We start from the raw sequence: 14,065 nt of genomic DNA, 5'->3' as shown, positions 1-14,065 counted from the left end.
ACGGTCGATTCGTCTAGGCCGAACCCTCCTGCAATGGGCGGTCGGCATCGAGGATCATGCTGTCCCACGGCGAGGGCTCGCTGATCTGTTGCGAAAGGAAGGTGGCGAGCGCTTTGATTTTGGGCGAATCGCGCCGGGAGGGTCGATAGACCAGCGAAAAGTGTCCACCCGGTGGCGGGTGATCGGCCAATACCACCTGCAACTGCCCAGACGCGATCGCCGTTGCTGCGAGGAAGGTCGGGAGAATGGCCAGGCCCATGCCCGCCTTGGCGCATTCGAGCAACTGAAAGCCATTGTCGGTGCGTAGTCGACTGCGAACTCGGAATGACTTCAGTTCGCCGTTCACCGCAAGGGTCCACATGCCATGGGGCTCGCGATTGAGATAAAGCATCGCATGGTGGTCCACCAGGTCTTCGGGCTTGCGTGGAGTGCCGTGACGACTTAGATAGTCGGGGCTGGCGCAGATCACATGACGATTGGGTGCCAGGGTTCTACTGATCAACGTGTTGTCCTGCACCTGACCGATGCGAATAGCCGCGTCGAAGTCATGCTCTTGCAGACGCAAATGGCGGTCGTCGAACTCGATATCCAGATTCAGCGCCGGATACAGGCTCGCGAACTGCGCCATGATCGAGGCCAAGTGGCCACAACTGAAGACCATGGGCGCGGACAAGCGCAGGTTACCGGTCAGGTGAGTGCTACGCAGCGAGATCGAATCCTCGGCGCGGGCGACATCCTCGAGGATACGCACGCACTGGCTGTAGAAGGTCTGGCCCGCCTCGGTCAAGGTCAGTTGTCTGCCACGCTCAAGCAGAATGCAGTGCAACCGCATTTCCATTTGGCGAATGCGCTGGCTGATAACGGATTTGGCAATTCCCATTCGACGTGCGGCGTCAGCGAAACTGCCGCTGTCCACCGCACTGACGAAACTTTGCATCTCGGACAGTTTGTTCATGTTTCCCCACAAGATCGACACAGCGATGTCCGAATGGCAAAGATCCGGCGAGGAAGCAATACACTGCGGTTCAGGACTTCTTATACGCCAATGCACGCGGCTGTGAACCGCTACCCTCGCGGACAGAGCAACGGCCGCTTTGAAGTACAAAGCGTAAAGAGGCAAGTCGGACAAAACTAATTAGTTCTCCCGATAGCAGCTATCACCCGCAGTGACAGAACCAGCAACGCTGATGCTCCACTCGCCTGGGCAATGCGCAAGCGCCAATGCTGGCAATAGCTGGAGTCGCCCATCAGCGCAATGGAGCAGCTCGCCGACACCTTTCGAGGCCTGGCCGTGGCGAAGATGGGCAGATCATGGGAAAGGCAGGATTCGTGCCTCATCAAATTTCAGCCAATAAAAAACCCCGAGTGCTATTAGCAACTCGGGGTTTTCTAAATATGGCGGAGAGATAGGGATTTGAACCCTAGGTACTGTTGCCAGTACAACGGATTTCGAATCCGTCCCGTTCGACCACTCCGGCATCTCTCCAGTGGCGCGCATCATACCAGCGTTTTCGTTCCTGGCAAACTTTTTTTGAAAAAATTCGCGTGGTATCAGACGCTTGCGTGAAGGCGCAGATTACAACGGCACGCCCACACGCTTGGCGACTTCTTCGTACGCCTCGATGACATCACCCAGGCCCTGGCGGAAGCGGTCCTTGTCCATCTTCTTGCGGGTTTCCTTGTCCCACAGACGGCAGCCGTCAGGGCTGAACTCGTCGCCCAGTACGATCTGGCCGTGGAAGACGCCGAATTCCAGCTTGAAGTCGACCAACAGCAGGCCAGCGTCGTCAAACAGCTTGCTCAGCACGTCGTTGACCTTCAGCGACAGCTTCTTCATCTCCACCAGTTGCTCGGCGGTGCCCCAGCCGAATGCCACCACGTGAGATTCGTTGATGAAGGGGTCGCCCTTCTCATCGTTCTTCAGGAACAGCTCGAAGGTGGAAGGCTCGAGTTTGATGCCCTCCTCCACGCCCAGGCGCTTTACCAGGCTGCCAGCAGCATAGTTGCGCACCACGCACTCGACCGGAATCATGTCCAGCTTCTTGACCAGGCACTCGTTGTCGCCCAGCAGCTTGTCGAACTGGGTCGGCACGCCCGCTTCTTCGAGCTTCTGCATGATGAAGGCGTTGAACTTGTTGTTGACCATGCCTTTACGATCGAGCTGCTCGATGCGCTTGCCGTCGAACGCCGAGGTGTCGTTACGGAACAGCAGGATCAGGCGGTCGGCGTCGTCGGTCTTGTACACCGATTTGGCCTTGCCGCGGTAAAGTTCGTCGCGTTTTTCCATGATGGGCTCCGCTTGCTTGAATGGTTGGGCTAGGCGATTTCGCGCCAGTCGAGCCCGTGTTCCTGATTCGCCACCTGGAGCCAGTCCGGGTCGCACCCCAAGGTGTCGACGAAGCACTGACGCGCCAGTTGTGGCAGGTTGTTCTTGCTGCTCAGGTGGGCCAGCACCAGATGCTGCAGGTGTCGCCAGCCCAGCTCGGCCACCAGGTTGGCGGCCTGATGGTTGTTCAGATGGCCCTGATTGCCGCCGACCCGCTGCTTGAGAAAGTACGGATAGTGCCCGCGAGCCAGCAGATCACGGCAGTGGTTGGCTTCGATCAGCAAGGCGTCGAGGCCTTCATAGCGTTGCAACAGGCGCGTGTCGTAGCTTCCCAGGTCGGTGAGCATGCCGAAACGGCGGCGGCCGTCGCTGACCACGTACTGCAGTGGCTCCTGCGCGTCATGCTCGACCCGTGCAGCGCTGACCTGCAGGCTGCCGACCTCCAACACATCGCCACAACCGAGAAAACCGGCGACCTCCACCGGCTTGCGCATGCCGCGCAGCGTGCCTTGGCTGAGGTACACCGGTACATTGTAGCGCCGCGCCAGCAACCCAACGCCATGCACGTGATCGGCATGTTCGTGGGTCACCAGCACAGCGCTCAGCTGTGCGGCCGACACCCCGAGCAGCGCCAGGCGCCGCTCGGTTTCGCGCAGGGAGAAACCGCAGTCGACCAGGACGAATGTGTCGTCGCTGGCGATCAGCGTGCCATTTCCCTGGCTGCCGCTTCCCAGTACCGCGAAGCGCACTTAGCCCAGTCGGTCCTGGATGGCGCTCAGCACGCGACGGGCCACATCGGCCGGCGCCACGGTGTTGATGTTCTTCTCGACGGTGACCTGAACGTTCTCACCCACCTTGCTCAGGCGAACCTGATAACGCTCGGCGCGGGCTTCACGCTCTTCCTTGCTCGGCGCACTGCCGAACAGGCGACTGAAGAAGCCGGGCTGATCGTTCTTGTCCTCGGGTTTCTCGGACAGGTTGATGTAGTACAGGCCCAGGCTGCGGTTGATGTCCTCGACGCGCCACTCGCCCTGCTCCAGCGCACGACCTACGCCCGACCAGGCGCGGTCCAGGTCGGAACCGAGGAACAGCACCGGGTTGCCGCTGCCGTCTTCGGTCAGGCTGACCTGGCTGGGCACGTCGAAGTCGCGCTCGGCGAGCAACGACACCGAACCACCCTTCTCGGCGCTGCGGTTCATGCTGGCCAGCAGTTCGTCGACCAGCAGTGCATCGACGCCCGTATTGCTCGACGTGCTCGGGAAATCGGGCTCGGCACTGCTGCCGGCCGGACGCTCGACGCTGACCACATAGACTTCCGAGGTGTTGCGCTGCACACCCGGCTCCATGCGCACCCGTACACGTACTTCGCTGTTCGGGCTGCTGGAGGTGCTGGCCAGACGCTGGCCGAGCGAGGCGGACAGCTCATCGAAACGCTGCCAGGTGGTGTTGAATTCGCCAGTCTGCGGGCGCTCTTCGGCAATGCGGAAGCCGTTGTCCTCGAAATACTGGCGGGTAACCGGCCAGACCTCGGCGGGCGAGCGTTGAGCCAGCACCCAACGATTGGCGCCACTGCGCTGCAGGGTGAACTCGCTGACGTCGGCGCTGGCCGACAGCGGCTGCGGACGAGGCACCTCGAACTCGCCGGTGGCGGTGTCGTCGGCCACGTTGCGCGGGATCGGCAGCAGCGGATCCATGCGTTTGACATGCGTGGCGTCCGGCGGCAGCTGCATGGGCGCAGTGGAGTGCGCCTGCAGGTAATCGCTGCCGCGGTCGCGGAAATAGCCATCTTCGCCCCAGAGCCAGCCGCACCCACTGGTGCTGGAGATGATCAGGGCGAGAGCGGAAAGACCAGCCAGTCGCTTCATGCGGTGTACTTCCTCGATTAAACCAGTACGCCGGACTGGCGCAAGGCAGTACGGACTTGTTCGTGACAACCCTGGCTCAGCCAGGTGAGCGGCAGGCGAATACCTTTGTGCATCAAACCCATTTCAACCATCGCCCATTTCACCGGGATCGGGTTGGCTTCGCAGAACAGGTTCTTGTGCAGCGGCATGAGTCGATCGTTGATCTCGCGGGCCTTCTCGGCATTGCCCGCAAGGGCGGCCTCGCACAGATCGGCCATTTCGCGCGGAGCGACGTTGGCGGTGACGGAAATATTGCCCTTGCCGCCCAGCAGGATCAGTTCGGCAGCGGTCGGATCATCGCCGGACAGCACCAGGAACTCTTTGTCGACGCCTTCGATGATCGCCTTGGCACGGGCCAGGTCGCCCGTGGCTTCCTTGATGCCGATGATGTTCTTGACGCTCGACAGGCGGATCACGGTCTCGGCCTGCATGTCGCAGGAGGTGCGGCCGGGCACGTTGTACAGAATCTGCGGGATATCGACGGTTTCGGCAATGTGCTTGAAGTGCTGGTACAGGCCTTCCTGGGTCGGCTTGTTGTAGTACGGCACGACCAGCAGGCAGGCATCGGCTCCGGCGCTTTTGGCATTCTGCGTGAGGTGCACGGCCTCGGCCGTCGAGTTGGCGCCGGTGCCAGCGATCACCGGGATGCGGCGCGGGCTGCGCTTGACGCGCTCGACCACGTGCTTGATGACCAGGATGTGTTCTTCGACGTCGAGGGTGGCGGACTCGCCGGTAGTGCCGACGGCAACGATCGCGTGAGTGCCTTTTTCCAGGTGGAAGTCGACCAGTTTATCGAGGCTTTCCCAATCCAGACGCCCTTGTGCATCCATGGGTGTGACGAGTGCCACCATACTGCCCGCGATCATGAACCTGCTCCTGCCGGAAAAAGAGAGCGGTAATGGTACTGGCGCCATCGACCTTGCACAAGCGAAGCTGGCGGGCGGAGCATTCCCCTCGGCGCCGCTTTTCGCTACCCTTGACCCTTTGATCGGCGCAGTGCAGCCCGCCGGGCTGTCGACGGTGCCTTCAGTCGGTGTTTCAGCGTCCTCGGGCGCTACCCACACCGGCCACGAGCAGGCCTGCCGTCGTCCTGCGCCGACCGCTCATCGCTTTAGGAATGCTGCATGTCCACCGCTCCCCGCGAACAGTTCCTCGTCATCAGTGCCCTGGGCCCCAATCCCATGGAGCTTGCCAATGTCCTCAGCCGCGCGGCTTTTGAAAACCGCTGCGCGGTGGTCACCTCGCGCCTGTCGCGCCACGGCGAAACCAGCGCCCTGGTGCTGCAGGTCGGCGGCAGCTGGGATGCCCTGGCTCGCCTTGAAACGACCTTGCCAGGTCTGGGCAAGAAGCATGGCCTGACCCTCGATGTGGTGCGCAGCGCGGAGCAGGAGGTCCGCCCTCAAGCCCTGCCCTACGTCGCCTACGTCAGCGCCGCCTACCGCCCGGACATCGTCAACGAACTGTGCCAGTTCTTCCTCGATCACCGCGTCGAACTCGACGCCATGACCTGCGACACCTACCTGGCGCCGCAGACGGGCAGCAGCATGCTCAATGCCCAGTTCACCGTGATCCTGCCAGCCGGCACGCAGATCAGCTGGCTGCGCGACCAGTTCCTGGACTTCGCCGACGCCTTGAACCTGGATGCGCTGATCGAACCCTGGCGCCCACAGAACCCTGTCTAAGGAGTCATGCCCATGGCCGTAGCCCTCGATCAACCCGTCACCGACTTCCAGGCCCAGGCCACAGGCGGTCGCACCGTCACGTTGTCGGAACTTCAAGGCAAACAGGTGGTGCTGTATTTCTACCCCAAGGACAGCACGCCGGGCTGCACGACCGAAGGCCAGGGTTTCCGCGACCAGCAGCCGGCATTCGAGGCCGCCAACACCGTGATCTTCGGCGTCTCGCGCGATGGCATCAAATCGCACGAGAACTTCAAGGCCAAGCAGGGCTTCACCTTCGAGCTGATCAGTGACAAGGACGAAACGCTGTGCAAGCTCTTCGACGTGATCAAGCTGAAGAAGCTCTACGGCAAGGAATACCTAGGCGTCGATCGCAGCACCTTCCTGATCGACCAGCACGGCGTGCTGCGGCAGGAGTGGCGCGGGGTCAAGGTGCCAGGGCACGTGGATGCCGTGCTGGCGGCCGCGCAGGCGCTGAGCAAGGCGTAGGAGCAGCCCGGACGGGTGGTGGGTGAACCCGTCACCCGGCCGCCCCGAACCTAGAGCATCGGCGCAACCGTAGGCTCCTGCCGCGGCCAGGCATCGAGTACCGCCTTGAACAAGGTCGCCAGCGGAATGGCGAAGAAGATCCCCCAGAAACCCCATAGCCCGCCAAACAGCAGTACCGCGCAGATGATCGCCACCGGGTGCAGGCTCACCGCTTCGGAAAACAGCAGCGGCACCAGCACGTTGCCGTCCAGCGCCTGGATGATCGCGTAAATCGCCATCAGGTAGATGAACTGATCGCCCCAGCCCCACTGGAACAGTGCGATCAGCGTGACCGGCACGGTCACCACCACCGCCCCCACATAGGGCACCACCACCGACAACCCGACCAACAACGCCAACAGCGCGGCATAGTTGAGCCCCAAGGTAATGAAGGCGATGTAGGTGGCGCTGCCGCAGATCAGGATCTCGATACCCTTGCCACGGATGTAGTTGGCGATCTGCCGGTTCATTTCATCACCCACCCGGGTCAGCAATCGCCGCTCGCGGGGCAGGTAGCCGCTGACCCAACGGGCGATCAGTTCGCGGTCCTTGAGGAAGAAGAACACCAGGATCGGCACCAGCACCAGGTAGATCATGGCATTGACCAACAGCGGCAGGCTCGACAACGAGAAGGTCAACGCCCACTGACCGAACTTGCCGATTTCGCCACGCACCGACTCGATGGCCCGCAGCACCTGCTCGTCGGAGACCAGATGCGGGTAGCGCTCGGGTAGCAGCAGCAACAATGACTGCCATTTGCCGAGCATGCCCGGCAGTTCGTTGAACAAGGTGATCAACTGATGCCACAGCAACGGCACCAGCACCAGCAGCACCACCGCCAGCGCCCCGAGGAACAGCGCAAACACCAGCCACACCGCCGCACGCGTGGGCACCCTGAAGCGCTCCAGGGCATTGACCAGCCCCTGCATCAGGAACGCCAACACCATGCCCGCCAGCACGGGCGCGAGCATGCCGCCGAGGGTGAGGACCACCGTGAAAGCGAGAAACAGCAAGACCGCCAACACCACCGCTTCCTCATCGGAGAAGTAGCGCTGCATCCAATCACGAAGCACCTTGAACATTGACGATCCTTGCAGAAAAAGACTCAGGCCTTGCGCAGCCAATAGGTGTAGACACCGGACTCGGCAGCCTCGGCCAGCAAGCTGTGACCGGAGAGCTGGGCAAAGGTGCGGAAATCGCGCTGCGAACCGGCGTCGGTCGCCACCACCTTGAGCACTGCGCCACTGTCCAGTCGATTGAGCGCCATCTTGGCCTTGAGCAGCGGCAGCGGGCAGTTCAGCCCACAGGCATCGAGTTCGGCGTCGCAGGTCGGGGTATCGGTCATCGCGCGGGCTCCAGGGTGTGACGACAGGCAGGGCCGCTAGGATACCTGCACTGGTCTGCGCGGTGCGAGCGGGCTACAGTAAGCGCTTTGATCGACACGAGCTTCGTGCATGAACCTACTGCGCCCCACCCTGCTGACGCTGGCCTGCCTGATGGCCCTTCCTGGCCACGCCGACGACCTGCCGTCGCTGGGTGATGCCAGCTCCGCAATCGTTTCGCCGCAGCAGGAACACCAGCTCGGTCGCGCTTGGTTGAGTCTGCTGCGTGGCCAGGTCAATCAGCTCAACGATCCACAACTCAAGGACTACGTCGAGACCAGCGTGTACAAGCTGGCCGAAACCAGCCAGTTGCAGGACCGCCGCCTGGAATTCATCCTCATCGACAGCCGCGAGCTGAACGCCTTCGCCGCGCCCGGCGGCATCGTCGGAGTCAACGGCGGCTTGTTCCTCAACGCCCAAACCGAGGGCGAGTATGCCTCGGTGCTGGCCCACGAATTGGCGCACCTGTCGCAACGCCACTTTGCCCGCGGCGTGGAGGCCCAGCAGCGCATGCAGTTGCCGATGATGGCCGCGCTCCTGGCCGGTATCGTGCTGGCCGCGGGCGGTGGCGGCGATGCTGGCATCGGCGTGATCGCCGGCACCCAGGCGGCCGCCATGCAGGAACAACGACGTTTCTCCCGGCAGAACGAGCAGGAAGCCGACCGCATCGGCATCCTCAATCTGGAAAAGGCCGGTTACGACCCACGCAACATGCCGAGCATGTTCGAGCGCCTGGCCCGGCAATACCGCTACGATGCCAAGCCCCCGGAATTCCTGCTGACCCACCCGGTCACCGAATCGCGCATCGCCGACACCCGCAACCGCGCCGAACAGGCGCCCAAGGGCGGCGTCGAAGACAGCATGCGCTATCAACTGATTCGCGCCCGCGTCGCCCTGACCTACGAAGGCACCCCAGGGCTTGCAGCCAAGCGTTTCCGCGCCCAGCTCGATGAAAACCCCAACCTCGATGCTGCCCGCTATGGCCTAGCGCTGGCGCAAATCAAGGGCGGTCAGCTCAACGAAGCGCGCGAGAACCTCAAGCCGCTGCTGGCCAAGGCACCCAACGACATTACCTACAACCTCGCGCAGATCGACCTGGACATCACCAACAACCGCCTGGCCGACGCCCAGCAGCGCGCCGAACGCATGCAGGGCTTGTATCCGGGGAACTACCCGCTCAAACAGGTACGCGCCGACCTGCTGGTCAAGCAGAGCAAACCGGCCGAAGCGGAAAAAGTGCTGGACGATCTGGTGAAGAATCGTCCGGACGATCCGGATGTCTGGTACGACGTGGCCGAGGTACGTGGTCTGTCGGGCAATATCATTGGCCTGCACCGGGCGCGGGCCGAATACTTCACCTTGGTCGGAGATTTCGAACAGGCGATTCAGCAACTGGACTTCGCCAAGCGCCGGGCGGGCACCAACTTCCCACTGGCCTCGCAGATCGAACAGCGTCAGCGGGAGATCATGGAGCAGCAGCGTATGGTCAAGGAGATGATGCGCTGACCAACGAAAAGGGCCGCTCAGCGGCCCTTTGCACGTCTGCTCAGGCGTTGCCGGAAAGCTTCATCCGCGCCGCCTGGGTAAAGTCCAGCATGCGCTTGAGCGGCTTGATCGCACGGGGAATCAGCGCCGGCTCCACGAAGATTTCGTTGCTGCCCTGACGCAGGCAGTCCAGCGTGCGCTCCAGGGTGTTCATCGCCATCCACGGACAGTGCGCGCAACTGCGGCAGGCTGCGCCGTTACCCGCGGTCGGCGCTTCGATGAAGACCTTGTCCGGACACAACTGCTGCATCTTGTAGAAGATGCCGCGATCGGTGGCGACGATGAAGGTGGTATTGGGCAAGGTCTGCGCAGCCTTGATCAACTGGCTGGTGGAGCCCACCGCATCGGCCAGCTCGATCACCGACTCTGGCGACTCCGGGTGCACCAGCACCGCTGCGTCCGGATACAGCGCTTTCATATCGGCCAGTTGCCGCGACTTGAACTCTTCGTGGACGATGCAGGCACCGTCCCACAGCAGCATGTCGGCGCCCGTCTGCTTCTGAATGTAGCGCCCCAAGTGCTGGTCCGGCCCCCAGATCAGCGTCTCGCCGTTGTCCATCAGGCTCTCGACGATTTCCAGGGCGCAACTGGACGTCACCACCCAGTCCGCGCGCGCTTTCACCGCCGCCGAGGTGTTGGCGTAGACCACCACGGTACGCTCGGGATGCTGATCGCAGAACGCCGAGAACTCTTCCACGGGGCAACCCAGGTCCAGCGAGCAGGTCGCCTCGAGGGTGGGCATCAGGATGCGCTTTTCCGGGGTGAGGATTTTCGCCGTCTCGCCCATGAAACGTACCCCAGCCACCACCACGGTGTCGGCCGGATGGTTGTTGCCGAAGCGGGCCATTTCAAGGGAGTCGGAAACGCAACCACCGGTTTCTTCGGCCAGCGCTTGAATCACGGGATCGCAATAGAAATGGGCGACCAGCACTGCGTTCTGCGCCTTGAGCTCGGCAGCGATGGCCGCACGGTAATCGGCCTCTTGCTCGGGCGTCAGCGGATGGGGCTGCTTGGCGTCAAGATGGGCTTGAACCAGGAGACGTTCGGAAATCTGAGTCATGATCGCTGGACCTGCATGCGCGTCGATCGAGTGTATCACCCGGCCCTGGCAGATCGGCTAAAGGTGCCGCAGACCCCAGATGGCGGGTCATCGCGGCCCACCTGCGGGCACGGATTGTTATTCGGACGGCGAAGGCTACAGGCAATCGGGGCAATGCAAAAGCGCTTTTTCAGACAGCTGAATCGCCCACCCCCTGCGGCATTGCACCGTAGGGGACAGGCGACTCGCCAGACAACGCCTGAGCGATCAGCCTTGAGGCGACAGTACAGCCAGTTGCGCGCTCATCATCATGACGAATTCCTCGACCGGCATCTTCTTGCCGTTGAAGTCGACCATGCCGTCGGCGTAGTTCAGGCTCGACACCACGTCATTGCCCTCGACAGTGGCCATGCCGCTCTGCAACGCCATCACGCCAAGCATCTCGCCGGCCTGGCTGGACTGCATGGCGATCGCCTGGGCGTCGGTCTGACCGTCGAGCAGCGCCTGTAGGGTGGTGAGGTCGCTGACCATCGCCTTCGACACCGTCAACTTGCTCTGCAGGCGCGAGACCAGTTGCTTGATCAGTTGATCAGGCGGCAGGTCGAAGGAGGTGGGGTTGGCGAAGTCCATGCTCAGATTGAAGCGACTCTGGCCATTGGCGGTCTTGAACGACAGTTCCTCCAGCGCGAACTGAGGCTTGTCGGCCAGCAGCTTCTGCAGATCGGCCTTCACCTTGGCCTCTTCTTCGGGGGTCATCTGCGGCGCCATTTGCCCTTCGCCCTGGGCAGCGGCTGCCTGCAGCTCGGGCAACTTGCTTTGGTACCACTCGAGCAGTGCCTGCGCCGCTGCCATATTCACCGACTTCATGCTCATAACCATCTGGCCACTGCCCACCTGGCGACCGGCATAAGTGATATCGGACACCTTGTACTCCACGCGCCCGCCTACCCGATCCTTACCCTCGGCAGTAGACAAGCTGTTCTGCTCCAGCCCTTTGACTACCAGGACCTCTTGCTTGGGCCCGAGAGTGGCCTGCAGATTGGCCAGATACAGGTCGAGATGGCCAAGATAGAGCATGTCGTGACCGGACTTGCTGAGCTCGCCGCCCATTTTGAAGCCACTCATCTGTACCTTCACCGGCGGATGGTCATCACCCACCAGGGTCATGTCGAGGCGCTGGGACTCGCCATGGATCTCGAGGTCCTTGCCTTCCTTGTCGCCCTTGAGCAGCAGTTGCATGCCACCGAAGTCCAGGACATTACCGTCGCCTTCATCGAGTTTGACCGGTGCCAGCTGGATATCGCTCTGCACACCACCGCCGTAACCCAGGGCGACATGACCGACGACGGGCGATTTGTCGCCTGCGGCGGCGAACCAGGACGCTGTGGTGTCGTCCTTCTGCAGGTGGCTATTGCTGACCGCCATCACCGGCAACAGCTTGAGCACTTTGACCCGCGACCAAGGGAAAGGGCCATGCTCGATGTGGTCGTTGACGCCCACCTCGAAACTCACTGGCTCACCATCGTTCAGGCGCAGATCATTGGCCTTCAGACGATATTGGGCGTCACTGGTGAATAAGTGCTGGTCCAGCGAGACCAACTCGATGGTCATGGTCCCACCGGTGCCTACCAGGGCTTTCTGCAACTCCGCGTTGCCGCGCGTGATGGATTGCTCCAGCTCGGCGGGCAGTTGCTTGCCGGTATACCAGGCGCCGGCGGTGGTGACGACGGCGATGGCGACGGCCAGGCCGGAGAGAATGCCTACTGATTTCTTCATGAATAGAACCGTTTGCTGTCCATATGGCTGAGGGGACGCAGCGCTTGCGCCGGGTACGAAGGGTAGCACTGTCGGCGGTTCAGGCGATCACGCGTTCGTGAGTTTTTGCTGCAGTTGCCTGTCGCCGACCCGTCGACACCCATCGCCCAGGAAGGCTCAGCGCACCTCTCGCCTGCTGACATAGCCTAGGAAGTCGTCGAGGTCGGCACTGCTGAGCATGCGGGCGACCTCCTTCACTTCTTCTACTGGCCAGTTCCACCAGGCCGCGTCGAGCAAGGCCTCACGCACCGGCTCATCGAAACGCCATCGAATGAACTTGCAGGGATTGCCACCGACGACCGCATAAGGCGGTACGTCCCGCGACACTAACGCACCTGCCGCGACGATCGCGCCGTGGCCTATCGTCACTCCGGAGAGGATCACGGCATTGGTACAGATCCAGCAATCGCTACCGATAACCACATCACCTTTACTGGGTGCGTAGTCCTTGATGTCTTCCAGGCCGTCGATCATGGCTGGGAACGGGTAAGTGGTCAGCCAATCGGTACGGTGCTCGCCGCCTAGCAGAATCTGAACGCCCGCAGCGATAGAGGTGTAGTTGCCGATACGCAATACCGCGTCATCCCCGAAATCGGCGACCTCAGGTATGCCATAGCTCCCTACGCCCACGGTGCTGCGTGGATAGCGAAGGCGAATTTTCTCGGCAGCGCGCTCGAGTTTATCCATTGCGCGAAGCCGCTTGCGCTCCCGACGGTGAGCCAGGAGTGTGAAAAACTTCATGCCAGGTGCTCCTAGATCGGCATCAACGATGGAAAATAAGGCGCTTGATGCGTCTGAATGTGGTCTTGTTGTAGTGACGTAGAGGGATACTGCGCAGAAGACTCCATGCATAGGGCTTATCGTCGACCACTGCATATTTCAACGCTTTGTGTACCAGCACCGTACGTGCATGGTCGTAGCCGGGACGTTCCTTGTAAGGCGCAATGGCCTGCAAGTCAGCCTCGAGCATCACTCGGTACTTGCGCGACAGGTTGCCAGGATGGCGCCGATAGCGTGTAACGCACACCGGCAACTCATGAACCTGGTAGCCCTGCGCGGCAATACGCAGCGTCATCTGAAAGTCCTGAACCTTGATCGACGGGTCGTAGAAACCCGCATCACGTAGCGCCTGCATGCGATACAGCGACGTCGGCGCGCCTGTGACGACCGCGTCATACAGTATCTGGGCAAAATCATAGGTTCTGATGGCACTGCGGCGCTGCGCCTTGATATCACGGCCTTCGCTATCCATGTAGCTGATGAGCGCTGCAACACAGCCAACTTCCGGGTGCGCGTCCAGGTAGGCTGCACGCACACTCAAGGACTGGGGGAGCATCAAATCATCCAGATCAGGCGTCGCCACATACACCCCGCGTGCATGTTTGAGCCCCGTATTGAGCGCACTGCTGACCCCCTGGTTGGCTTGGGTCAGCAGCGTGAACGAGTAGGTTGACTGCAGGGCCTGCAGCATTGCCAGGCTCTGATCTGAGGAACCATCATCAACGATGATGACCTCGAAGTTCGGATAGTCCTGCGCGAAGATGCTTTCAAGCGCCGCATGAAGGAAACGTTCAGCGTTGAAACAGGGCGCAATTACCGATATCAGCGGGCGTGAGGCGATGTGACCGGGTGAAGAACCTTGAGTCATTATAATTCCAGCCTCTTGGCGCCGAGCGTCGTACGACCATCGGCATGGGTCAAGCTACAAAAAATCAAAAGTATACCCATCCTGGTGAAGTCCGAACCTCAAAAATTAAGATCATAGAAATTCCCTATCGGTAGAGTTGGCTTAATTAATTTAGTTTCGCGACCGCGCCTGCTTATCGTTGCCGTTGCACAACAACGAC

At 61.4% G+C, this 14,065-nt stretch carries 14 protein-coding genes and 1 tRNA gene; 3 read left to right on the top strand and 12 right to left on the bottom strand.

All coding sequences use genetic code 11. The features are described 5' to 3' along the window. Positions 1-13 precede the first annotated feature (13 nt). The 6 genes from GKC70_RS06550 to dapA form a co-directional block, all read right to left on the bottom strand. On the bottom strand, positions 14-955 hold the full coding sequence (locus GKC70_RS06550; protein WP_342650806.1) for a LysR family transcriptional regulator: 942 nt from the start codon (positions 953-955) through the stop codon (positions 14-16). A gap of 441 nt (positions 956-1,396) precedes the next feature. Further along, a tRNA-Ser gene (locus GKC70_RS06545) sits at positions 1,397-1,486 on the bottom strand. Between the two features lie 90 nt (positions 1,487-1,576). Further along, positions 1,577-2,287, bottom strand: a complete 711-nt coding sequence (purC, locus tag GKC70_RS06540) for a phosphoribosylaminoimidazolesuccinocarboxamide synthase (protein ID WP_342650805.1) — start codon at positions 2,285-2,287, stop codon at positions 1,577-1,579. Between the two features lie 29 nt (positions 2,288-2,316). After that, positions 2,317-3,075, bottom strand: a complete 759-nt coding sequence (locus tag GKC70_RS06535) for an MBL fold metallo-hydrolase (protein WP_029611873.1) — start codon at positions 3,073-3,075, stop codon at positions 2,317-2,319. After that, positions 3,076-4,191: an outer membrane protein assembly factor BamC gene (gene bamC / locus GKC70_RS06530; protein WP_029611874.1), complete on the bottom strand. Its 1,116-nt coding sequence runs from the start codon at positions 4,189-4,191 to the stop codon at positions 3,076-3,078. It abuts the gene before it with no gap. Positions 4,192-4,208: 17 nt separating this feature from the next. Then, on the bottom strand, positions 4,209-5,096 hold the full coding sequence (dapA, locus tag GKC70_RS06525; protein WP_342650804.1) for a 4-hydroxy-tetrahydrodipicolinate synthase: 888 nt from the start codon (positions 5,094-5,096) through the stop codon (positions 4,209-4,211). Between the two features lie 258 nt (positions 5,097-5,354). On the opposite strand from dapA, the gene GKC70_RS06520 reads away from it, so the two are divergent. After that, positions 5,355-5,912: a glycine cleavage system protein R gene (locus GKC70_RS06520; protein WP_029611876.1), complete on the top strand. Its 558-nt coding sequence runs from the start codon at positions 5,355-5,357 to the stop codon at positions 5,910-5,912. A 12-nt stretch (positions 5,913-5,924) separates the two neighbouring features. Continuing rightward, positions 5,925-6,398, top strand: coding sequence for a peroxiredoxin (locus GKC70_RS06515; RefSeq protein WP_342650803.1), 474 nt, complete (start codon positions 5,925-5,927; stop codon positions 6,396-6,398). Between the two features lie 50 nt (positions 6,399-6,448). Here GKC70_RS06515 and GKC70_RS06510 read toward each other — a convergent pair whose 3' ends face one another. After that, positions 6,449-7,519: an AI-2E family transporter gene (locus tag GKC70_RS06510; protein ID WP_342650802.1), complete on the bottom strand. Its 1,071-nt coding sequence runs from the start codon at positions 7,517-7,519 to the stop codon at positions 6,449-6,451. A gap of 23 nt (positions 7,520-7,542) precedes the next feature. Further along, complete coding sequence (locus GKC70_RS06505) at positions 7,543-7,782, bottom strand: sulfurtransferase TusA family protein (RefSeq protein WP_029611879.1); 240 nt, start codon at positions 7,780-7,782, stop codon at positions 7,543-7,545. 109 nt (positions 7,783-7,891) lie between these two features. Here GKC70_RS06505 and GKC70_RS06500 point away from each other — a divergent pair, with 109 nt between their 5' ends. Next, entirely contained in the window at positions 7,892-9,325 is a 1,434-nt protein-coding gene (locus GKC70_RS06500; RefSeq protein ID WP_342650801.1) for a M48 family metalloprotease, read from the top strand. A 40-nt stretch (positions 9,326-9,365) separates the two neighbouring features. Here GKC70_RS06500 and nadA read toward each other — a convergent pair whose 3' ends face one another. The 4 genes from nadA to GKC70_RS06480 form a co-directional block, all read right to left on the bottom strand. After that, positions 9,366-10,424, bottom strand: coding sequence for a quinolinate synthase NadA (gene nadA / locus GKC70_RS06495; RefSeq protein WP_029611882.1), 1,059 nt, complete (start codon positions 10,422-10,424; stop codon positions 9,366-9,368). Positions 10,425-10,670: 246 nt separating this feature from the next. Further along, complete coding sequence (locus GKC70_RS06490; RefSeq protein ID WP_342650800.1) at positions 10,671-12,179, bottom strand: YdgA family protein; 1,509 nt, start codon at positions 12,177-12,179, stop codon at positions 10,671-10,673. A 156-nt stretch (positions 12,180-12,335) separates the two neighbouring features. After that, positions 12,336-12,959 carry a CatB-related O-acetyltransferase gene (locus tag GKC70_RS06485; protein ID WP_342650799.1) on the bottom strand — a complete coding sequence of 208 codons (624 nt, stop codon included), beginning with the start codon at positions 12,957-12,959 and terminating at the stop codon, positions 12,336-12,338. 22 nt (positions 12,960-12,981) lie between these two features. Continuing rightward, complete coding sequence (locus GKC70_RS06480) at positions 12,982-13,866, bottom strand: glycosyltransferase family 2 protein (protein ID WP_342650798.1); 885 nt, start codon at positions 13,864-13,866, stop codon at positions 12,982-12,984. Between the last annotated feature and the right edge of the window lie 199 nt (positions 13,867-14,065).

Source organism: Pseudomonas sp. REB1044, from assembly GCF_038813925.1.
GTDB lineage: Bacteria > Pseudomonadota > Gammaproteobacteria > Pseudomonadales > Pseudomonadaceae > Aquipseudomonas > Aquipseudomonas boreofloridensis.
This window is presented reverse-complemented; position numbering and strand designations above follow the sequence as displayed.